Genomic DNA, 20,467 nt, shown 5'->3' with positions numbered 1-20,467 from the left:
CAATATGCTTCGTTTTGTTACCGCTTCCCCGGTTTCCTATGAGCTCACCGGTATGGTGGGTTTTGCAGAGCGTTTCACTATCGGCGCGGGTTACAGGTTTAGCGAAAGTATCAGCGGTCTATTCTTGCTCAATATCAGTGGAGGATTAGACGTAGGGTATGCTTATGAGAACGCCTTGGAAAAACCTGTTGGCGGTGTTGAAAAGGGTACCCATGAGCTGTTCATGAGATTGAGAATATAGAAGTCTTCGTTTTATTCAGATATAGCTGGCCAGTTCATAAGAAGGAACTGGCCAGTTTGTTTTACGAAGTAATAATTCAACTAACGAAAACGTTTTCGCCACAATTCCATAAACTCTCGCAACAATTGTTTGCAATTTTGCATATTAGTAAACAATTTTGGAGCATTATATTGAGAGATAGATAATAATTCGAATTGAGCTTTTTGAATAAAAACCCCCACAGATAACCGGTCCAATTATATAGCGGGCCGGTTGTCAATTTTTTACAAAAGTCAGCAATAATGAAGGATTTAGAAACTCTATACAAGGAATTGAGTAGTTTTCAATCCGATATTTATCGTAAGGAAAACATCAATCAAACCATTATATTATTAGAATCTTGGACTGTCCACATCCCATTCAACCAAAAATCGACTAAAGAATTTTGGATGGACATGGTTAAAAATTTTCAGGATTGCCAAAAAATGAAAGACCCTCAGGAATATGGTGAACAATATGCCTTTTACCTATTGAAAACTTTACTTTTTATAAAAAGATTAATGTAGCATGACTTATAAACCACTGTTATTTGAATATATGTAAATACCTACACTACTTTAATTCATCGAATAAACTATCTGTTTAACAGATAATAATTGGTACCATATTCATAGGTTGCATATTTGCTTCAAATTAAAACCCCCGAATATGAATACAATTACTCTTATTAAGAACATTTATCTGGACAGCATTAGAAACATAGGAAATTTCGTGATTCGAAACTATTTTAAAGCGTTCACATGGTTTACCATAATTTTATTCTCAGTAGTACTCTATGCTTTTTTCTATCGAATCTTTACAGGATTTCCTTTTTAATGAGAAACCTTGGAGAAAAAAGAAAATAACATTATATATACATTCACTATCATAGCCTTGACAATCGCTATCTTTCTTTTGATGGTGGAAATAATCGATTAGATCATATTTTCTAGGTTAACTGAACTACCTAGAATCCATTTGAGTTTGCTGTACTAATTTGAAGCAACAAAATGTCTTTCTCAGTCTAACTACCCCTTGGATTGAGTACAGGTGAAAGAAAGGACCAGTCGATAGGTAAAATATTGATGGAATAACTTTCATTGGGAAACTTGATAAACGGTTTAATCTAAAAAGAAATCGATGAAAATTTGCGACCGCTGATGAAAATTAGTTGGATGCTGAATTACATCGAGACCACTATTCATCAATAAAGAACAATATTTGAGTATTTTTAAGATAGGATGTGCTTGAGAGTAGCACATCCTTATCTAAAATTGCACTGAATCATCGTTTAAAGTTCCACTTAACAAGCACTTTAACCCTAAGTTCTTTACCATGACATAAAGAGCTTTGCTTCCAACCAGCGCAGTAGGTAGTTTACTAAAAACGCTACCAATATTGAGCGAATAGGCACAAATAACGATTACGCCACGAAAAAATATCATGACCAAATCTCGAATTCAGTAAACTTTCTTACAATTTTAGTCAAGTTAATTATTTTTTTTTATTAAATACATATCAGCGATATACACTTGAGAATAGCATAGAGTGATGTAAAAACAATTCGTGACACACGTCTATTAAATTTCTAGTGATAAGTTATATTTTTTGAATAAAGATTGATTTGGTAAATATTGTTAGGATTGTAAATTAATGGGATACTTCGCAAATTCTAAGTAAATCTGTTGGGGAGATAGTGGCATGCCATAATGTAATATTTGAATTCAGGATTTCATTTACTGATTTTAATTTTAGTATTTTAGGTCGTTACCAACTATGATTTCCAACATATAAAATTGCGAATGTAATTTAGGTTGGTGAATGAAGCGTTCGAAACGTTTAATTATTTATGTCTCCATTTAATAAATTGTTGTCAATCCATTTGAGATCTTACGTTATTTTAATACATACCCTTTTTTTCTCGCTATTTTTGAAAGGTCAAAGCTATAGTGAACTCGCAACTCTGGAACTTGATTCCCACATTTTGGAAATAGCTGATAGTTTTTTAGAAGAATATCCCATTACCATTACTTCTTACGTATGTTCACGATCTTCTGGAGGCAAAAATGACTTTTACTCAGAAGGAGATTATTGGTGGCCAGATCCAGAAAATCCTGAAGGCCCTTACATTAGAAAAGACGGTTTTACCAATCCCGAAAACTTTACGGCTCATCGAGAAGTCCTCATGAAAATGGGAGAAATGGTGGGAACCTTAACTTCTGCATATCTAATTACCAAAGACAGAACCTATTCCGATGCCGCGCTGGAACACTGCAAGGCTTGGTTCTTGAACGAATCTACGCGTATGAATCCCCACTTTTTGTACGCGCAAGCAATTAAGGGAAGGCATACGGGAAGAGGTATAGGTATTATTGACGGTATTCATATTATGGATGCAGTACAATCCCTTTGGGTCCTTGAAAACGAAGGTTTAATCAGTGAAAATCTTATGACTGGATTCCGTGCTTGGTTTTCTGAGCTCCTTGAATGGTTGATGATCCATGAATACAGTAAAGATGAAATGGTTCATCCAAATAACCATGGTACCTGCTGGAATATGCAGGTAGCGACCTATGCCAAATTTTGTAACAATTCAAAGGTCATGGAATTTTGTAAAGCTAATTTTATAAACACCCTCATGCCAGGACAAATGGCCAAGGATGGCAGTTTCCCTTTGGAATTGGAAAGAACGAAGCCTTATGGTTATTCTTTATTTAATCTTGATGCAATGACTATTAACGCTTGGGTTTTATCTGATAGTTTTCAATGTTTCTGGCACTATGATATAAATGGTCGCTCCTTATTAAAGGCGGTGGAATTCATGGCCCCTTTTGTGGCTAAGAAAAATGATTGGCCACATGAGCCTGATGTAATGTATTGGAATGAATGGCCTGTTGCACATCCAACATTTTTGTTTTCGGCAATCATTTACAATCGTTTGGATTTTTATGAATTATGGGCTAATAATCGACATTTTCCCAAAACGTTCGAAGTAAAGCGCAACATGGCCATTAAAAGTCCTTTGATTTGGCTTTATAAGAAAGAAAATTGCGGTAACTAGTTATAAATACATGCTTGGCCATCACGGTTATATAATCCTGACTTTATCTTTCCGGTAAAAACTTTCAAACTCTAAATGTATTTTTAGGATTTATTGAATTTTTATATGTTAGATTTGTAGGAGAAGGCCTAAATTATCTCATTGATGTCCTAATTGATGTCAATTTATAAGTTTTAGTTTTTAAATTATTGGTTTTGAGGGTGTTGTGTTTATGGTTTAAATCCAGTCATCCCGACTTACCTTATTTAAGTAAAATCAAAACACTGTTAATCTTATGATTTTCAGTGTTTTGTGTTTTTAAGCATATCGTTTGAATTCATTTAAAACCATCTAAAATCATATCAAGCGTGTTCCCATCGGGAGCAAACACTTACAGTTCTTGTTGTAACTTTAAATGACTTTTAGAACCATTTTTCTTGTGTTTTGACTTTCACGGTATTCACACTCTAAAAGGTTACAACATGCAGAAAAACAATCGTTTAACAATCAATTTCTTTACAAGGAAGCACAAGGTGCAATCCGAGAACCGGATTGTCTATTGTAGGATTACCATCGATGGTGAGCGCACCGATTTTAGCATAAATCGGGAGATAAAAACCAATTTATGGGACAATAGCCGTAAAAGGGGCAAGGGATTTTCTAATTACATTATCTCCCTTAACAAGTACCTGGACCAAATTTATACTGGTCTTCATGAGGCACATAGGCTATCGATGGCAGAAGAGAAGGTAATCACCCCATTGGCCATAAAAGCAAGGTTCTTTGGAGAAGATGAGGGAGGCAAAACATTGAAACAATTGATTGCCTACCACAATGGAACCATGCACACTTCTTTACGTCCGGGAACCAGAAAGAATTACCACATCACCGAACGATGCGTGGGTTTATTTTTAAAAGAGGAATATGGAGTTGAGGACATAAAGCTCAAAAAATTGAACTACCGTTTTATATCGGACTTTGAGCAGTACCTAAGAAAGTACAGACCATCTACACGAACCAAATGCACAAATAACGGGGCCATGAAACACATGGAACGGCTTAAGAAAATGTCAAGGTTGGCCGTTCGGTTGGATTGGATAACAAAAGACCCTTTTGAAAACTATAAACTGCGTTTTGAGAAAACCGAACGGGAATATTTGACAAAACGGGAATTGAAATTGATAGAAGAGACCACGTTCACAAAAGAGGGAGTTGAGAAATGCAAGGATGTGTTTCTCTTCTCGTGCTATACTGGCCTATCCTATATCGATGTGAAGGCATTGACCCCAGACCACCTACTTAAAGGAATAGATGGCAATGAATGGTTGTTCACCAAAAGGATAAAGACGGACGAAAAACTCAAAATCCCCTTACTTCCACAAGCAAAGGAAATCATCAAAAAATATGAAGATTCCGCAGAAAGAAAGATGATGAAAGTCCTATTGCCTGTTTATAGCAATCAAAAGGTCAATTATTACTTAAAGGAAATCTGCAAGGCCTGTAAGATTTACAAGAAAGTAACATTCCATACCGCAAGGCACACTTTTGCAACAACGGTAACCCTTTCCAATGGGGTGCCGATAGAAACCGTCTCCAAAATGCTTGGCCATACCAAATTGGCCACTACCCAGATTTATGCCAGGGTATTGGAACAAAAGATAGGGGAGGATATGCAAAACCTAATATATCATATGCAAACCAACCGATCAGCCGAAGGATGATAAGACTGTATTTATTCGGTCCCGCTCGCGGGACGTAGGAATAGCAAGAGGGTGATGCGCAGTTTGCGCCATCACGGTTGTTTTCGGGTCTTCAACAGGTTGAAAACCAGTTGATTGAAAGGATTTTGGAATACTGTGCAAAATCTGGGGCTACAGTAGACTTTTCCGGAATCTACAGTAAACCCTTTGGAAAGCCCTATAAACACTGGAAATTTTTGACGAAAAAATTGACGCAATTTCACTAAAAAACAAAATCGCACCTATGGAAAAGCAATCTACAAACGGCAGAACAAGGAAAGGAACAGGTGGTTATTCCAATATCACCGTGAAGAAGGAAACGGCCACTCGTTTTCGGAGCTATTCCAAAAGGTTCAACAAATCGCATAGCGAGGTTTTGGATGGAATGATACAATACTTCAAGGATAATAACCTTGACCCTTTTGGGGAGGGAACAAAGATCATCCTTGACAGTATCAAAGAATTGGAGCGTCAGATGATGAAAAAATTCGATAGGCTCATCGCCATTATCAAGAACATAGAAAAGACCAGTATCCGGCCGACTTATGAAATGGTGCTGATACTTTACGAGGCCTATGTAGAGGATGGGAGGAAACAGAGACGGGAACCCGTCAAAATACAAGAAGAGCGAAGGGATTTTTTGGAACCAAGGAATACCGTTCCAAAAGTGGAGCATGATAGAATGCTGCAAGAATTTAAAGACTATAAAAAACGCTGTAATAAAATGCTCAACAGCGTTGAAAAGGTGGAACCAATGATGGGCAAGCCTTATTTGAAAATAAATATGGGCATCGAGGATTTTGAAAGCCTAAAACATCAATTAAGATAACAGCCATGTACCTTACCATCTCGGCACAGAAAATGGGCAGTACCTATAACTCCAGTGTAGGGAACTATGTGGACTATCTGGAAAAGGAAAACGAGGATAGGTCACCCGAACTTAGGGAGGAATTCTTTGACCAAGAGAACGACAGCGTAAGCCCTCAAACGGTCATCGATGAAATAGATGCCAATACCGCTAAACTAAGACAGAAAGACCCGAAATTCTATTCCATAGTGGTCAGCCCCAATAAAAGGGAACTGAAGGCCATAAGCAGTGATCCTAAACTGCTGAGGGAATACACAAGGAAACTCATGGAGGATTATGCCAAGAGTTTCCATCGCAACCAAAAGGTCAAGGCCGAGAACCTGAAGTACTATGCCAAGATAGAGCATGAACGCACTTATCGGGGCCTTGACAAACGGGTGCAAGAGAATGCTCTATACCGAGGCGAGATAGCAAGGCTAAGGAACGAGATACGGAAAGTGGAACGGGGCGAATCCTTTAGGAATGTCAATGATTTAGGAAAAAGAATCAAAGAGCAAGAAGGATTGGCCCCACATAAACAGAACGGACAGTTGGTGGCCGCAGGGATGAAAAAGGAGGGGCCACAGACCCATATCCATATCATTGTCAGCAGAAGAGACATAACGAACACCTATACCCTTTCGCCAATGGCAAAACATAAGGCATCCGAAGTGGAGCTGAACGGAAAGACGGTCAAGAGGGGTTTTGATCGGGACAGTTTTTACCAAGCGGCCGAAAAGACCTTCGACAGGACAACAGGGTTCAAGAGGAACTATGTGGAATCCTATGTTGGGAGAAAGGCCCATGCCAAGGAACCGGGGAAGTTCTTTGCAAAGGTGATGGGATTGCCCACCAAGGAAAAGGACATGGCCTTCAAACTTCTTAAGACAATGGGGGTCAAGGCTCCCAGTATACCGACCAATAAAGTGCAAATGGCGGCCAAGATCATCAAAGCTCTAGGTAGGGGGATTGATAAGGCAAGGGGTACAGGTGAGGATATGGGTTACTGAAATCCAAAAGTAGGTTGCGCCCTACCGGGTTTTTGCTTCACGCTTATCTACCGGAACACTACAAAAACCCGATAGGATCCATGCGCAAAAGTTGGAGGTAAGCATTTGGGACGTTTGCAGCCCTTCACTGCGTTTCGTTCGATTTTTTGTAAGCAACTTTTATAAGAAGATTTGATTTAAAGTATTATGCTATTTCTTGTCCAATAGGTTTTCCAGGTAAGTCACCTTATCTTTTTCAGCTTGAACGAGACGCTCATAAAGCTCAATTACCTTGTCCAATGGATTGAATGTGCAATGATTATTGAATGTGCCCTCACTGCTGTCATTGAAATTGTTGAAATAATTGATGGCCAACTCTTCAGAAAAGTTATGAATTGCTTCAGGTGTGACCCCCAAGGCTTTGGCGACGGCTTCCAGACGTTCCGTATCAAGGTTCTCGGACTGTTCGATTTTGGAAACACTTTGTTGGCTGACACCCAACATCTCTGCCAAGGTTTCCTGTTTTATGCCTCGTAGCTCACGGATGCGGCCAATCTTTCTTCCAATGTGGTTGTTCTTTTTTACTGTCTCCATATTCCAAAAATAAACATTCCAAATTTAAATATACGGGTAGATTACCAATGGAAGTGGTTGGTTACAACTTTGCATGGTTGGGTACACGGTACCAATGCAGGTGCTTTAGGTAAAACAAAAAATTATGGAGCAACGGACATTCAACTTGGAAGGGCCACGGACAATGCCTTTATCGAAAGGTTATGGAGGAACGTGAAATACGAAAAGATATATCTGAACCCGACAATGGACCGTATGGACCTTTATCTGTTATTGACAGAGTACTTTGATTATTACAACTACGAAAGAAGACACCAGTCCATCTACTATGAAAGACCTATTGATATATTTGAAAGAGCAGCTTGATAATTATATTAGTTTTATAGAAAACCTGTCCTAAAGATCTGGGTATCTACAATTCTCTGATTATAAGAATATGAAAATTAGATTAAAAGATAATCGTTCTCATAAAACTATAAGCGTCAATCTAGAAGTCCTACCACAAAAAGAGGATTTGGTAGAGAATGCTGGTAAAGTCTATAGGGTGCTTTCGGTGAAGCACTCGGAGCAGGGCATTAAATTACTAGTGAATGAGTTATATGATAATCCTCTTTTTCATTATTAGTTATAGCTAATACTTTCCGTAACCCCAAAAAAAGGTCTAATTTCATTTTCCATTACAGCATCAAATTCATTTTGATTGAAGGTGAACGTTTTGGCATTCTTATAAAAGACGATACTTCTTCTATTCCAAAAACACACTATCATTACCTCGTAATTGAATTGCTCGACATGAACGACGATGTCTTTGTATTTAGTCTTTAGTACCTCATACATGTACAGTTCCAAACGTTTTCTATCAGATTCTATCATTCACAAATTTTAGTATTCCCAATAATATAATCAGGAGTAAGATTAACCAATACCTTATTTAAATAAGTTGTTGACCTAAATAAAAAAATTAACAATAACTTGCCAGACCTTATGCAGTCAGTTAATCAAGACCAAATATCTGTAATTCAGTTTAAACCCCGAAGAATGGTTTTATTTCGTTTTCGAATACATCATCGAACTTATCTTTATGGAAGATGAATGATTTGGCATTGTCATAAAAAATTGCACTTTGTCGATTCCAAAGACATGCAATCATAATTTCATCGCCATAATGGTCGGTATGCACCACGATATCATTGAATTTCTTCTCGAGCACCTTGTTCATGTACAGTTCTAAGCGGACCTGTTCCGAATCTTTCATAACAGAGTAGTTAAGCTTTAAGGCTAATATAGCCCATTTTAGAATTTGATTTCCAAAAAGAACAGAGAATTCGGTTTAGGGCCGATTTCAAAGCGCAGCTCTAGCCTACAGAATTATCAAGCATGCGAGACAAATAGCAATAATGGGCAATAAAAATTGCTTATTTCTAAAAAATTTCATATAAATTCACTAAAAAAATAAAACGTAATTCTGGAAATTTTGAGATGAAAAATAACGTCCGGACATGAGTTTACAAATATCCCTTATAGCCAGAAGAAACAAAATTGCTAAACGTTTCAAAGCCAATTTTTTAGAAGAATATAATCCCTCGTATCGACTAAATGGTTTAAAGAATGACAAGCTTCAAATTATTACCGTAGAGAACACAGAGCAAATAGTTCCCGCTATATGGGGCTTGGTACCAGAAGATGAATTTGCTGACCGAACAAGGTTTTTTGAAAAGTATGGTAGTATCGATGAGTACTTAAAAATCAATAAAACTTTGCAGAGTATGGGAGAATATATGATGTATTGCGACTCTTATTCTACCGCCGCGAAATCACGAAGGTGCCTAATCATTGCGGATGGTTTCTATGAAGAGCACCAATCCATGAAATCATCAATACCTGTATATTGCTATATACCCAATAAAAACGGGGCAGGGAAGTTATTTGCAATTGCCGGTATCTATTCACGAATAGGAGAAAATCAATATACCTGTAGTATGGTAACGGTCGGGGCAAATTACTTTTTCAGTATTGTGGTTAATCTAGCAAAAAGAATGCCCTTGGTATTAGATAAGCGCTTGGAAAAAGGTTGGTTGGACGAAAGCTTAAATAAGATTGAAATTTTGGATTATATCAACGAAGGTTTTACCGACCAAGAGTTTCGCGTGTATCCTGTGGCAAAAGGTTCCTTTGATAATGAGACGGCTATTATGCCAACCATTTATGACGGATTTGATGATTTTATCTGAGGAACGAGCTCACGCCCGTAAGGGCAACAATCTGAAAAAAATGGACCTCTGGTTAGAGGTGACGGATGATTTATACAATGAGGCAAAAATTGATGCGGATACATACACGAAATTGATCAATGCAATCGAACTTAAGCTAGTTAATTCGCCTTCTTTTAAAAAGCGGATTATGGATTGGGCAGGTTCCGTACTTGCCATGGATTCGGTCGAAGGCCATCTTGAAAACTTCGAGTCAATGTTGCAATCTTTTTTGGCCAGCCCGGGAGCCGATAATCATTAAAAGCGAACCGAGGAGCTGGCCGGAATACTAAAACCAGTCTTTCAATGTCCGGAAGAGTATGAAAAGAAAGAGCTGATCACTAAATATCTGAATAAATAGATTGATAAACGCAAACGATTGAGAGAATACTCAATTCAATTAATAAAACAAAACTATTTAAGGTACAAAAAGTTGTGGTTACCGGAACCTTCACGGGATACCACCATTATACCGAACTGGCCAAGGTGTTGGCAGAGAGGGGAGCCGAAATCCAAGACCATGTAAGGGCAGATACAGATTTAATCGTGGTCGGATTTTTCCCGGATAAAGAAGAGCTAAAAATGGCGAGTCAATATGATAATTTGGTGGTGGAACAAGACATTTTGTTCCAACCTCTAAAAAGCGATTATATGTAGGAAAATTATTTGTTAAAAAAATTAAAAATAAAGCATTTAAATCAAAATATTTTGTTAAATTAATACTGCGGTATCGCTCTCATGTTAGTTAGTGGGGACCTAAGGCAAAGTTTAAATTCCCCGTAAAGGTCAGGCTTGTCCTGGCCTTTATTGTTATGTTGAGTAAAAAGATTTGATATAGTCAGTTTGTTACTAATCATGTAGGAATTTGCGTTGGTATGTAGGTAATATAAAGCACTTGATTGCGTTCTTGTTCTGAGCCAAAACTAGCCTATGTTACATTATTAAGACTGTGCAGTTTTAATACATATGCTGGTTTAGCAAAGTTAACCCCCACATTAAAGGCCAAGTTTAAATCTTGGCCTTTTCCAAATAATCATGTTTGCGAACTGTGAATTTATAATCTAACAAAAATGGCAAGTAATCCAATTTGTAGCCTTCCCTGTTTTCTACAATTGCTAATTCAGAAATCTTTTTGGGGAAGGCTACAGCTTAATCACCTTGTCCACATACTAAATGGAAAAAGCGGGAGATTGCCCAGGTTCAATAGTTTGCCTTGAAAATCTTTAATAATCCAATCCAAAATGGTCCACTAACTTTTGATAGGTCATTTTATTGTAATTCAGGCTTTCCGCTTTGCTACTCACCGAAGACGAAGGTATAATAATATATCTTGCTCTCCCTTCCGGAGCCGAACTGCTCGTATCCGTTCTGTAATAAATTCTAATTCGCCCCTCTTGAAAAGCAAAATTTACGGTTAAGGTTGCTGACCAGGTCATGGGAAGCGGGTAAACGTAAGTAGAATTTTCAAAATACACGAGGATGACCGAATCTTCCAAGTCTTGGGCTGTTATATCCGTAGCGGTTTGGTCATGATAGCCAAAGGTTCCGGGGTTAGTTGACCAAGAAACATCAAACCAATCAGACGATATAACATTGGCGTTCCCATCTTCACCGGATTCACCTTGGAGGCCTTGTTCCCCTTGAGGACCTGCTACTCCCTGTTCACCTTGGGGTCCTTCTGGTCCCACAGGCCCCTCGGGACCTTCCTTCTCACAGGAAATCAAGACAGATCCAAGAACAAAATGTAACAGAATACAGAATTTCATAATCTTCATAATAAAATAGTTTAATTCGTATTGTTTTATGCTTATTGATAATTAATGTTCAGAAATGGAAAAGGTTAACATCTAGATAAAGAATAAAACAGAAAGATGGTTCTTTTTGTAACAGAACATTCCTCTATCGTGCTTAAAAGAAAGTATCGATCAGGCTTTCGGATGGCAGCCTTCCCCATTTTCTACAATTGATAATTCAGAAATGGTTATTTAATAAAAAGTTCAAAAAAGTATTTTCAAGATTACAAACCGAACAAGTCAAAGTACAATTACCGAACAAGGAAGTTGTCACCAATAGATACCAATTAGGGTCAATATTTTTAATAATTAAATGCTAAAAAATTGTGATTCTAATATCTTTTAAAGAAGGGATATTAATCGGAATTGTAATTTGTTCTTTTTTGATTATAACTTTAGCTTAAAACAGGATGAACAGGGGGAGATTATATTATACGGTGGTAAATTAAGCATAGAAATACGGTTGAATAATGATACCATTTGGTTAAATCAAAGACAAATGGCAGAGTTGTTTGATAAAGATTCCGATACCATTGGCCTACTTTTGAAAAATATCTTTGCCAGTCACCGCTTTCGACATCAGTGACACGGCCCGCCAAAAAGCCATGACATTGGCAAAATCACAAAATGCCCTTATTGATTATAAAGTGTCTTCCGTTTTGGATTTCTATTCAGAACGACAATTTGATGTCGTCGCATTCATCTATGCCCATTTTCCTTCTGATATTCGAAAGCAGGCCTCTGAAAAAATATTATCACTGGTCAGACCAGGGGGTAAAGTAATTTTCGAAGCCTTTTCGAAGGAACAGCTTAGTTTGGAATCTGGGGGGGCCAAAGACGAAAAAATGTTGTTTTCATTGGAAGAAATGGAAGAGGAGTTTAAATTCCTAGAATTTTACCTCTTGCGAAAAGAAAAAATCAACTTGAACGAAGGTCAATATCATAAAGGAAAGGCAAGCGTCATACGTATGGTCGGCACCAAAAAGTGACCCCAGGAACGTTAAATGGAAGTTAAATGAAACCTGTGTAACCTAGGTTACTGCACACTTTACAACCATAGTTTAATTTTATATTGAATTTATAAAATAATAAATATAACTTATAGAACTATGGAAAACTTAAATGTTTTGAACGAAGAAATCAAGACAATGCCACGAATAGGTGATGATGCACCTGACTTTGAGGCGGTGACCACTAAAGGAAAAATAAAATTGTCAGAATTTGCAAAGGACAAATGGATCGTCATGTTCTCGCATCCCGCTGATTTTACGCCCGTATGTACCACGGAAATGAGCGGCTTTGCGACCAGAAAAAAAGAATTTGATGCCCTGAACACTGAACTTTTGGGGCTAAGTATCGATAGCATACACGCCCATTTGGGTTGGGTACAAAATGTAAGGGAAAATACGGGGGTGTATTTTGACTTTCCCATTATTGCCGATTTGGATATGAAAGTATCCAAACTGTACGGGATGCTCCAACCCAATGAGAGCGAAACAGCAGCCGTTAGAGCGGTATTCTTTATCGATCCTAAAAAGAAAATCAGACTGATTATGTACTACCCATTGAATGTAGGTAGGAACATGGATGAAATTCTTAGGGCTTTGGAAGCACTTCAGACTTCGGACAAACATGGCGTGGCAATGCCCTTGGATTGGAAGAAAGGTGAGAAAGCCATTGTTCCGCCACCAAAATCTTTGGATGAATTGAACAAGAGACTTGAAGATGATTCTGTTGAAAAGGTAACTTGGTACCTAGCAAAGAAGAATCTTTCGTAACACATATATGCACGCAATTGGCATATTTTTAGAAAGTACCAATCTTTTTAAATCAAACGAGATGAATATAAAGCAATTCGAATACAAACCATTGGCCCACTATTCCTATGCCATTGTAAGCAAAGGTGAAATGGCTATAATTGATCCTGAAAGAAATGCCACGCAATATTATGCGTTTGCCAAAGAAAACAAATGCAAAATCGTTGCGGTTATTGAAACACACCCACACGCCGATTTTGTAAGTTCTCACCTTCAGATTCACGAGGAAACTGGAGCTACAATTTATAATAGTAAAAAGTTGGGTGCCGATTATCCACACACCTCATTTGATGAAGGCGATGCCATTTCCATTGGAGATGCCACCCTATTTGCCATCAATACGCCTGGCCATTCCCCGGATAGCATCACTATAGTTGCCAAAGACGGTGACGAGACCTCCTTATTTACCGGAGACACCCTCTTTATTGGCGACGTAGGCAGACCCGACCTCAGGGAAAAAGCGGGCAACATGACCGCTAAACGTCAAGAATTGGCTGAAATGATGTACGATACCATTCAGAAGAAATTCAAAGATTTGCCCAACGACGCCCTGATTTATCCTGCGCATGGAGCGGGATCCCTGTGTGGTAAGAATCTTAGTAGTGATAATAGCAGTACCCTAGGAAATGAGCGCATGGGCAACTGGGCTTTCAGAGAACAAACCAAAGATGATTTTGTAAGCACATTGTTGGATAGCCAACCGTTCATCCCTTCTTATTTCGGGTTCAATGTGGATATCAATAAATCCGGAGCGGAAAATGTTAGAAAGGCGATTGCCAAAGTACCTTTCCAGTACCATACATCGGTCAAAGGATTGCTTGTCGATACCCGAAAAGAAGCGAAATTCAAAGAAGGTCATCTGCCAGGGAGCATCAATATCCAGGCCACTTCTGAAAATGATAAGTTTGAGACTTGGCTAGGGTCCATTGTCGAACCTATGGAAGCCTTTCATTTGATTATTGAAGACCCCAGCGAACTTCATGATATATTGGAGCGGGTTTCGAAGATCGGTTATGAGACCCAACTTGAATCGGTAATCACTTTGGGGACAGAAAATTTAAAGCAGAGTGCTGATCTCGACTTGGAAGATTTTAAACAAAATCCATCGAACTATACCATTGTGGACATACGAAATCAGAGTGAGATCAATGATGGAAAGTTTTTTGAAAACGCTCTGGAACACCCTCTCAACGAATTAAGGGATACACTTAAACAAATCCCGACCGATAAGCCGCTCGTTGTACATTGCGCAGGCGGCTACCGCAGCGCAGCAGGAAGCAGCATTTTGGAGAAATCATTCAAGGACACCACCGTATTTGACTTGAGTGAAAACATTAATGATTTTAAATAAAAGGTTATGGGTAACATAAATAAAATAGGATTGGATGCTGTCGCATCAGAAGACGTCGCAAAAAAGCTTAATGACCTATTATCCAATTACCAATTGTTCTACATGAACTTACGGGGATTTCATTGGAACATCAAGGGTAAGAAGTTCTTTGAACTGCATTTGAAATTCGAAAAATTGTACAACGAGGCTTTGGTGAAAATTGATGAACTGGCCGAACGTGCATTGACATTGGGAGCAACCCCCATCCATTCTTATGAGGGCTACCTCAAAACTTCAGAAATAAAATCGGTCGAGAATGTGACGGATGGCGCGACTGCAGTTGATAATATTATTGGGTCACTTGGTATCTTATTGAAAAAAGAACGGACGATATTGGCACTTGCAGCGGAAGCTGGCGACGAAGGTACAGTTGCCCTGATGAGCGAGTATATCGTAGAACAGGAAAAATTGGTGTGGATGCTATCTGCATATCTAGATTGAATTGCAAATAATTATATTAAAAAAAACAAACCGTATTGGATGTGATACCCAATGCGGTTTATCTTATTTGTGGTAATCACATTACATCAAACCGATAAGAAATCCCCTAAATTCCTCATTGTTATAATCAGCCATCCCTTTGTGGGTCAAGACAATATTTCCTTCTACATTAATAACATAGGTGGTAGGCAAGGCATTCGAATCATATACATTAGGAATGTTACCGGCCACCGAATATATGGGCAAATTATATTCCTTACCTTTCATATACTCTTTCGCGGTTTCAAAATTATTGTCAAAAGAGAGCATTACAAAAACTACATCGTTACCCATATCCTTGTGTAAATTTTCAATACTTGGCATTTCTGCCACACAAGGTGGGCACCACGTAGCCCAAAAATTTAAAAATATGACTTTGCCCTCGAAATTTTTGAGAGATATGACATTTCCGTCCTTATCTAATAAATCCAGATTGTAATCTGCTTTTGCCATTACTTTATTTTCAATGTTACTATCTTGAGCAACATCTTCAACATTCGGATTCATTAAACCAGTTTCAAGTATTCCACGTTGCGCGAAACCTATTACCTCGGTATGCAAACCTGTGACATAAAGTGTAATTCCGGCTATTGCAAAAATTCCATATTGAATCCAAGTTTTTTTCGTGTGTTTGCTTTTTTTGCTGTTATCCATAATTTAAATTTTTACTGAAATTTATAATCGGTTTGAGGCACAGTAGAGAAAGAATATTCCCCAAGGTCCTCTGCATATGCTCTTCCATCAATAATAGGAGATACCGGTGAATGTTCATTCAAATACTCTTCCACGACTTCGTGAATGGTATAGTCTTTTACTTCAACATCCTTAACACCTGACATCCTACAAAGGTTGTCAATTGGGTCGCCGGGGCGTACACAGGCCGAAATGGTATAATAATCATCATCTTCCATTGGTTCGCCGTTTACGGTTAAACTATTGATTCTTTGACCTTTTTCATTTTGACTGTTGAAGTTGACCTTCATTCCTGAAAATCGTACCAGCCAACCACCGAAACGTTCGGTCGGGTCTTGCGCAAATGCGTTGTGCATTTCTTTTTCCAACCATTTTTTTATTTGTTTGCCGGTTGCCTTTCCTGTTTTCACCTTTTCATTCACGGGAAGTAAATTCCAAAGATTTGCGCGAGTAATAGGTGCAGGGTTACCCTTTTCGGGAAAAATTGGGTTACCAAATCGAAACCCATTTGAAATGGCTATGTCAACACCCGTCTTCCAGCGAGCCGCATCTGTAATCATATTGTCCATCGGGTTCTCTACGGTAAGATATCGATAGAGAGGTTTTTTAGTATATCCCATCACCGTTTCCAAGTGGTCTTTGTATGGTTCTTTTGCCTTGTCCACCAATTCTTGAATTTCTTTATTCGCTGGGAATACCTCTGGGTCAACGTCAATTAGTTCATATTCGTCACCCACTAATTTGCCATCGATAAAATGAAGCGTCAACTTACCAACGAAAGAACCGAATGCGCCAGGTTCAGTGACTTTGGCATACTTACCTTGAATGGGTTCTCGTACACGCTCGTGAGTATCATTTCCCAATATATAGTCTACATTTTCTGCAATAGGGTTATTAGCAAGTTCCACCTGTTTGAAAATACCGATGTGCGTTACCAAAAAGAGTAGGTCTAGGTTTTCATTCATTTTTAACTCATCCACCTGATTTTTAAGGTCTTCGGTTAGACCGCTGAACCCAATACCTTTACTAAATATTGGATTTTGACGTACGGGCACGTCTGGGTCATTGATACCCATAAACCCGATACGTAAACCCTCGATTTCCTTAACGGAATAGGCAGGAAACAAAGGTACGTTACTCTCTTCGTGATACATATTCTGGACGATTACATCAGTTTCATAACCTTTCATTACGTCCATCATCACATCCTTACCATATACTACTTCCCAGTTGCCAGGGATGATGACATCATACCCCATATTTTTAATAAGTTCAGGCATAACCTTTCCTTCTGATAGTGCGGTATAACCACTACCCTGTATAAGGTCACCACCGTCAACGATGATAGTATGATTTGGGTTTTTTGGCCTTTCTTGCTCAAACAGTGTCTTGATATTGGCGAGGCCGCCACGGTCTTTAAATACTATTTTTTCGTTTTCCCAGAATAGTTCAGGGTGTGTGTCGAGTTGGCCGTGAATATCGGCTGTTTGAAGTACGGTAATACTTAAAGTATCCTTTGATTTATTGAGACTGTTCATTTTATTTGATTTTTCTGTTTTGCAGCCAACCGTCACTACCATTATTGCTATAAGGGAAATAGCCGTCAAAATATTACTGTTAGTTGTTTTCATAGTTGTAAACATTGCGTTTTCATTCATTACAGGCTAATACTTTTATACCCTTTTTTCTGAAGCTGAAAGTTGTAGAGAATTCCGTTCTCGACAATCTCAATTTCTTTAGGGACTTTTGTTTTATCTACCTTGAACTTCTTGAGTGAAAAACCACAGGCTATGATTTTTACACCTGCTTTTTTAGCCTTTTTTACGAAGTCGCCCATTTTTTCAACATCTGTGATGTCACCTATTTCCTTGCCACATATGATGACTTGAAAATCGCCAAAGGAATCGCCTTCTTCGGCCTTAAGGGCTTTAGCCGTTAGAATTATAGGTTGTAATTGAGGCACTTTTTTGGTCAGTACCACATAATTGTTTGTGTCGTTGTCCATTTGCTGTGCCTGTGTTTTGTTTATGCTGAACACGGTTAGCACCAAAAGAATTGAACTTAATAAATACGTTTTCATTTTTTTATTTTAGAAGATTACTGGTGTCGTTCAATACAAAAAAAAGAAGTCCACCGAAGATTGCTATGTTTTTAAATAAAGGTCCAAGCGTTGTTATTTGACCCACTTGAATAGTTAATGTGATGGGGATTAAAACCGCCATCAATACAATAGCCGCCCATTTCGTCCTATATCCGATAAGAAATAGGAAACCTGCTACAAGCATTACGATACCTGATAGGATGATGAGCCATTCCGGTTCACCAAAAAAAAGTGCGATACCTTTAAAGTTTGCTTGTTCTATACGCTGGGCAGTTTTTTCTATATTCAGCAGGTGATTGAAACCCGCTACGAGAAATATGCAGCTTACTAGTATGCGCAACAGTTGTATGGAACGACGGCTAATTAAAATTTTTGTCGCCATTGTAAATGATATTTAAAATGTTTTGATTTGTGCGGTGTCTGTTCGTAATAGTTCGTCCTGTCGTATTTTTATGGATACAGAGAACCATTACGGAAGCACCGACTTTAAATTTTTGAAAATGGGAGTTGGACTAAGCCAAACGAGGTGGTGGTGAATCGTTATCTAGAAAACGATAATTAAGGGTTGTAGTAATGTGAGAATTATAAATCGAGGTAAGTTTGTAAATTCCAGTTTCCCATATGAAAATTTCTAATTGAAACTGAGGATTGCAGAAACTGCTCAATATTAATTTTTGCGAAAAGGATTCTTCTATTTTAGAAAAAGAAAAATCTTTTGCATCACCAATTGTTTTGGGTGAGTTTTTCTTCTTACAAAACGGCATTACCACTGTTAAACCGCTATTGCTTAATAAACTCAAACCATTTGAATCCACGGCAATAAATTTTGCTATAAAAATAAATGCAAGTATTAGTGATATGTAAGTCTTGTATTTCACAATTAAATCAAAAGTAGACTTTCAATTGCCCTAGCAGGGTAACTTTTGTTACAGTACTCAGATTTTTATTTAAAAATAATATGGTATCACTTTCGCGAATTAGAACCTATGAGATTCAAGATAAAAAGTATATAATGCTTACGATTATAATCGATGTGCTAAAGTAGAATAGTTGATTTTTGTCGCTTTAAGTAACATTGGTAACACATTAAATAGCATTCCATTTTTAACTTTATATTAGTTATTATAAAACCTATGGAAACCGAAATTCTTGCCCGTATTCAATTTGCCTTCACGATTGCATATCATTACATCTATCCCCCTTTGAGCATTGGCCTCGGATTGCTGATGGTGATTTTTGAAGGATTGTATCTTAAAACGAGAAACAAGCAATACGAGGTGCTGACCCGCTTTTGGTTAAAGATATTTGCCATTACTTTTGGTATCGGTGTCGCCACTGGAATTATCATGGAGTTTGAATTCGGAACCAATTGGTCCGTTTATTCCAGATATGTTGGTGATATATTTGGAAGTGCTTTGGCTGCAGAAGGATTGTTCGCTTTTGCACTTGAAAGTACCTTTCTGGGTATTTTGATTTTTGGATGGAACAAGGTTTCGCCCAAGGTCCATTTTATTTCTACCATTGGTGTCTTTTTGGGATCCATGTTTTCAGCCATTTGGATAGTGGTGGCCAACAGTTGGCAGCAAACCCCAGCGGGTTACCATATAGTTGGTGAAGGATTGAATGCAAGAGCGGAAGTCACCGATTTTTGGGCCATGGTCTTTAACCCATCGAGTGTTGATAGAATAATTCACGTCTGGCAAGGTGCTTTCTTGGCCGGTGCTTTCTTGGTACTTAGCGTGCACGCTTATTACCTCTTAAAAGGTAGGTATGTTGAAATATCCCAGAAGGCATTCAAGATAGCCCTATTGGTAGCCACAGCAATTTCCTTGAGCCAATTGGTCTCCGGTCATAGCTCCGCAGAGGGTGTTTCAAAAAATCAACCTGCCAAGCTTGCGGCCATGGAAGGCCACTATGAGACCTCTGCACCCGCTGACCTTTATCTTTTGGGATGGGTCGACAACGAAGTCAAGGAAGTGACAGGTCTAAAAGTTCCTGGAGGTCTTTCATTTTTGGTCGGCCAAGATTTGAAAGCCCCTGTAACCGGATTGGACGCCTTTCCAAAAGAAGATCAACCAAGTCAGGTCAATGCTGTTTTTCAATTTTATCACATCATGATTTCTATAGGTATGTTTTTGATTGGTCTTACATTGTATGCCACATATTTATGGTTGAGAGGTCGATTGTTCGATAAAAAATGGTTGTTGAGAATTTTTGCCTTTGCCGTGCTCTTGCCACAGATAGCAAACCAAGCAGGATGGTTTGCCGCTGAAATGGGAAGACAACCCTGGGTGGTCTATGGGCATTTAAGAACGAGTGAGGCATTTTCCCAAGAGGTTTCGTCCAATCAAATTTTGTTTTCCCTTATCCTGTTCTTCATTGTCTATACCCTACTGTTCCTATTATTTCTCTATTCGATGAACAAAAAGATAAAACACGGGCCCTATGATGAAGCTGAAAATCCAGATGAATTTTTGAAATACGTTTAACTGAATTG

25 protein-coding genes are annotated in these 20,467 nt (G+C 38.3%); 17 read left to right on the top strand and 8 right to left on the bottom strand.

Annotation, left to right across the window (positions count from 1 at the left end):
- From IL356_RS12970 to mobB, 7 genes are all read left to right on the top strand, one after another.
- On the top strand, positions 1-241 hold a 241-nt coding region (locus IL356_RS12970; RefSeq protein ID WP_192466551.1), incomplete at its 5' end, for a type IX secretion system membrane protein PorP/SprF.
- Positions 242-522: 281 nt separating this feature from the next.
- Entirely contained in the window at positions 523-786 is a 264-nt protein-coding gene (locus IL356_RS12965) for a hypothetical protein (RefSeq protein WP_121848595.1), read from the top strand.
- Between the two features lie 142 nt (positions 787-928).
- Positions 929-1,096 carry a DUF6747 family protein gene (locus IL356_RS20310; protein WP_317125501.1) on the top strand — a complete coding sequence of 56 codons (168 nt, stop codon included), beginning with the start codon at positions 929-931 and terminating at the stop codon, positions 1,094-1,096.
- A gap of 1,093 nt (positions 1,097-2,189) precedes the next feature.
- Positions 2,190-3,320: an alginate lyase family protein gene (locus IL356_RS12960; RefSeq protein WP_205601285.1), complete on the top strand. Its 1,131-nt coding sequence runs from the start codon at positions 2,190-2,192 to the stop codon at positions 3,318-3,320.
- A 461-nt stretch (positions 3,321-3,781) separates the two neighbouring features.
- Positions 3,782-5,020, top strand: coding sequence for a site-specific integrase (locus IL356_RS12955; RefSeq protein ID WP_121848597.1), 1,239 nt, complete (start codon positions 3,782-3,784; stop codon positions 5,018-5,020).
- Positions 5,021-5,282: 262 nt separating this feature from the next.
- Positions 5,283-5,867: a BfmA/BtgA family mobilization protein gene (locus tag IL356_RS12950; RefSeq protein ID WP_121848598.1), complete on the top strand. Its 585-nt coding sequence runs from the start codon at positions 5,283-5,285 to the stop codon at positions 5,865-5,867.
- A gap of 5 nt (positions 5,868-5,872) precedes the next feature.
- The gene (gene mobB / locus IL356_RS12945; protein ID WP_121848599.1) at positions 5,873-6,895 is read left to right on the top strand and encodes a MobB family relaxase; all 1,023 of its coding nucleotides are present in this window, start codon (positions 5,873-5,875) and stop codon (positions 6,893-6,895) included.
- 189 nt (positions 6,896-7,084) lie between these two features.
- Here mobB and IL356_RS12940 read toward each other — a convergent pair whose 3' ends face one another.
- Positions 7,085-7,468, bottom strand: coding sequence for a helix-turn-helix domain-containing protein (locus tag IL356_RS12940; RefSeq protein ID WP_121848600.1), 384 nt, complete (start codon positions 7,466-7,468; stop codon positions 7,085-7,087).
- Between the two features lie 57 nt (positions 7,469-7,525).
- Here IL356_RS12940 and IL356_RS12935 point away from each other — a divergent pair, with 57 nt between their 5' ends.
- Positions 7,526-7,813 (top strand): integrase core domain-containing protein, encoded by a 288-nt coding sequence (locus IL356_RS12935; protein WP_162987871.1) that lies wholly within the window; start codon positions 7,526-7,528, stop codon positions 7,811-7,813.
- A gap of 255 nt (positions 7,814-8,068) precedes the next feature.
- Here IL356_RS12935 and IL356_RS12930 read toward each other — a convergent pair whose 3' ends face one another.
- Both IL356_RS12930 and IL356_RS12925 read right to left on the bottom strand, forming a co-directional pair.
- On the bottom strand, positions 8,069-8,320 hold the full coding sequence (locus IL356_RS12930) for a hypothetical protein (RefSeq protein WP_121848602.1): 252 nt from the start codon (positions 8,318-8,320) through the stop codon (positions 8,069-8,071).
- A 151-nt stretch (positions 8,321-8,471) separates the two neighbouring features.
- Positions 8,472-8,702 carry a hypothetical protein gene (locus IL356_RS12925; protein ID WP_121848603.1) on the bottom strand — a complete coding sequence of 77 codons (231 nt, stop codon included), beginning with the start codon at positions 8,700-8,702 and terminating at the stop codon, positions 8,472-8,474.
- Positions 8,703-8,946: 244 nt separating this feature from the next.
- Between IL356_RS12925 and IL356_RS12920 the strand changes: the two genes are divergently transcribed.
- From IL356_RS12920 to IL356_RS12910, 3 genes are all read left to right on the top strand, one after another.
- Positions 8,947-9,678 carry an SOS response-associated peptidase gene (locus IL356_RS12920; RefSeq protein ID WP_121848604.1) on the top strand — a complete coding sequence of 244 codons (732 nt, stop codon included), beginning with the start codon at positions 8,947-8,949 and terminating at the stop codon, positions 9,676-9,678.
- Positions 9,665-9,958: a hypothetical protein gene (locus tag IL356_RS12915; protein WP_162987872.1), complete on the top strand. Its 294-nt coding sequence runs from the start codon at positions 9,665-9,667 to the stop codon at positions 9,956-9,958. The genes IL356_RS12920 and IL356_RS12915 overlap by 14 nt, the downstream gene beginning before the upstream one ends.
- Positions 9,959-10,131: 173 nt before the next feature.
- The gene (locus IL356_RS12910) at positions 10,132-10,353 is read left to right on the top strand and encodes a BRCT domain-containing protein (RefSeq protein ID WP_121848606.1); all 222 of its coding nucleotides are present in this window, start codon (positions 10,132-10,134) and stop codon (positions 10,351-10,353) included.
- A gap of 566 nt (positions 10,354-10,919) precedes the next feature.
- Here the strand turns inward: IL356_RS12910 and IL356_RS12905 are convergent.
- Positions 10,920-11,471: a collagen-like protein gene (locus IL356_RS12905; RefSeq protein ID WP_121848607.1), complete on the bottom strand. Its 552-nt coding sequence runs from the start codon at positions 11,469-11,471 to the stop codon at positions 10,920-10,922.
- A gap of 575 nt (positions 11,472-12,046) precedes the next feature.
- Between IL356_RS12905 and IL356_RS12900 the strand changes: the two genes are divergently transcribed.
- The 4 genes from IL356_RS12900 (at position 12,047) to IL356_RS12885 (ending at position 15,137) form a co-directional block, all read left to right on the top strand.
- Positions 12,047-12,478, top strand: coding sequence for a class I SAM-dependent methyltransferase (locus IL356_RS12900; RefSeq protein ID WP_162987873.1), 432 nt, complete (start codon positions 12,047-12,049; stop codon positions 12,476-12,478).
- 120 nt (positions 12,479-12,598) lie between these two features.
- Positions 12,599-13,267: a peroxiredoxin gene (locus IL356_RS12895; RefSeq protein ID WP_121848610.1), complete on the top strand. Its 669-nt coding sequence runs from the start codon at positions 12,599-12,601 to the stop codon at positions 13,265-13,267.
- A 61-nt stretch (positions 13,268-13,328) separates the two neighbouring features.
- Entirely contained in the window at positions 13,329-14,657 is a 1,329-nt protein-coding gene (locus IL356_RS12890) for an MBL fold metallo-hydrolase (RefSeq protein ID WP_121850676.1), read from the top strand.
- 6 nt (positions 14,658-14,663) lie between these two features.
- Positions 14,664-15,137 carry a Dps family protein gene (locus IL356_RS12885; protein ID WP_121848611.1) on the top strand — a complete coding sequence of 158 codons (474 nt, stop codon included), beginning with the start codon at positions 14,664-14,666 and terminating at the stop codon, positions 15,135-15,137.
- 81 nt (positions 15,138-15,218) lie between these two features.
- On the opposite strand, the gene IL356_RS12880 is transcribed toward IL356_RS12885, so the two are convergent.
- From IL356_RS12880 to IL356_RS12865, 4 genes are all read right to left on the bottom strand, one after another.
- Positions 15,219-15,830, bottom strand: coding sequence for a TlpA family protein disulfide reductase (locus tag IL356_RS12880; protein WP_121848612.1), 612 nt, complete (start codon positions 15,828-15,830; stop codon positions 15,219-15,221).
- Positions 15,831-15,841: 11 nt separating this feature from the next.
- Positions 15,842-17,449: a bifunctional metallophosphatase/5'-nucleotidase gene (locus tag IL356_RS12875; RefSeq protein ID WP_380085133.1), complete on the bottom strand. Its 1,608-nt coding sequence runs from the start codon at positions 17,447-17,449 to the stop codon at positions 15,842-15,844.
- A gap of 77 nt (positions 17,450-17,526) precedes the next feature.
- Positions 17,527-17,949, bottom strand: coding sequence for a DsrE family protein (locus IL356_RS12870; protein WP_121848613.1), 423 nt, complete (start codon positions 17,947-17,949; stop codon positions 17,527-17,529).
- 4 nt (positions 17,950-17,953) lie between these two features.
- Complete coding sequence (locus IL356_RS12865) at positions 17,954-18,352, bottom strand: DoxX family protein (RefSeq protein ID WP_121848614.1); 399 nt, start codon at positions 18,350-18,352, stop codon at positions 17,954-17,956.
- A 266-nt stretch (positions 18,353-18,618) separates the two neighbouring features.
- Between IL356_RS12865 and IL356_RS12860 the strand changes: the two genes are divergently transcribed.
- Entirely contained in the window at positions 18,619-18,834 is a 216-nt protein-coding gene (locus IL356_RS12860) for a hypothetical protein (RefSeq protein ID WP_192466550.1), read from the top strand.
- Between the two features lie 269 nt (positions 18,835-19,103).
- The gene (locus IL356_RS12855; protein WP_121848615.1) at positions 19,104-20,459 is read left to right on the top strand and encodes a cytochrome ubiquinol oxidase subunit I; all 1,356 of its coding nucleotides are present in this window, start codon (positions 19,104-19,106) and stop codon (positions 20,457-20,459) included.
- Positions 20,460-20,467 lie beyond the last annotated feature (8 nt).

Source organism: Euzebyella marina (assembly GCF_014855515.1).
In the GTDB taxonomy this organism is placed as follows: Bacteria; Bacteroidota; Bacteroidia; order Flavobacteriales; family Flavobacteriaceae; genus Euzebyella; species Euzebyella marina.
Note: the sequence above shows the minus strand (reverse complement) of the source record. Positions and strands in the feature narration are given on the sequence as shown.

Bases quoted from the DNA above. Each gene is read 5' to 3' on its own strand.
- IL356_RS12965 (WP_121848595.1), top strand. From the start codon at position 523: ATGAAGGATTTAGAAACTCTATACAAGGAATTGAGTAGTTTTCAATCC.
- IL356_RS20310 (WP_317125501.1), top strand. From the start codon at position 929: ATGAATACAATTACTCTTATTAAGAACATTTATCTGGACAGCATTAGA.
- IL356_RS12955 (WP_121848597.1), top strand. From the start codon at position 3,782: ATGCAGAAAAACAATCGTTTAACAATCAATTTCTTTACAAGGAAGCAC.
- IL356_RS12950 (WP_121848598.1), top strand. From the start codon at position 5,283: ATGGAAAAGCAATCTACAAACGGCAGAACAAGGAAAGGAACAGGTGGT.
- mobB (WP_121848599.1), top strand. From the start codon at position 5,873: ATGTACCTTACCATCTCGGCACAGAAAATGGGCAGTACCTATAACTCC.
- IL356_RS12940 (WP_121848600.1), bottom strand. From the start codon at position 7,468: ATGGAGACAGTAAAAAAGAACAACCACATTGGAAGAAAGATTGGCCGC.
- IL356_RS12930 (WP_121848602.1), bottom strand. From the start codon at position 8,320: ATGATAGAATCTGATAGAAAACGTTTGGAACTGTACATGTATGAGGTA.
- IL356_RS12925 (WP_121848603.1), bottom strand. From the start codon at position 8,702: ATGAAAGATTCGGAACAGGTCCGCTTAGAACTGTACATGAACAAGGTG.
- IL356_RS12920 (WP_121848604.1), top strand. From the start codon at position 8,947: ATGAGTTTACAAATATCCCTTATAGCCAGAAGAAACAAAATTGCTAAA.
- IL356_RS12915 (WP_162987872.1), top strand. From the start codon at position 9,665: ATGATTTTATCTGAGGAACGAGCTCACGCCCGTAAGGGCAACAATCTG.
- IL356_RS12905 (WP_121848607.1), bottom strand. From the start codon at position 11,471: ATGAAGATTATGAAATTCTGTATTCTGTTACATTTTGTTCTTGGATCT.
- IL356_RS12895 (WP_121848610.1), top strand. From the start codon at position 12,599: ATGGAAAACTTAAATGTTTTGAACGAAGAAATCAAGACAATGCCACGA.
- IL356_RS12890 (WP_121850676.1), top strand. From the start codon at position 13,329: ATGAATATAAAGCAATTCGAATACAAACCATTGGCCCACTATTCCTAT.
- IL356_RS12885 (WP_121848611.1), top strand. From the start codon at position 14,664: ATGGGTAACATAAATAAAATAGGATTGGATGCTGTCGCATCAGAAGAC.
- IL356_RS12880 (WP_121848612.1), bottom strand. From the start codon at position 15,830: ATGGATAACAGCAAAAAAAGCAAACACACGAAAAAAACTTGGATTCAA.
- IL356_RS12875 (WP_380085133.1), bottom strand. From the start codon at position 17,449: ATGGTAGTGACGGTTGGCTGCAAAACAGAAAAATCAAATAAAATGAAC.
- IL356_RS12870 (WP_121848613.1), bottom strand. From the start codon at position 17,949: ATGAAAACGTATTTATTAAGTTCAATTCTTTTGGTGCTAACCGTGTTC.
- IL356_RS12865 (WP_121848614.1), bottom strand. From the start codon at position 18,352: ATGGCGACAAAAATTTTAATTAGCCGTCGTTCCATACAACTGTTGCGC.
- IL356_RS12855 (WP_121848615.1), top strand. From the start codon at position 19,104: ATGGAAACCGAAATTCTTGCCCGTATTCAATTTGCCTTCACGATTGCA.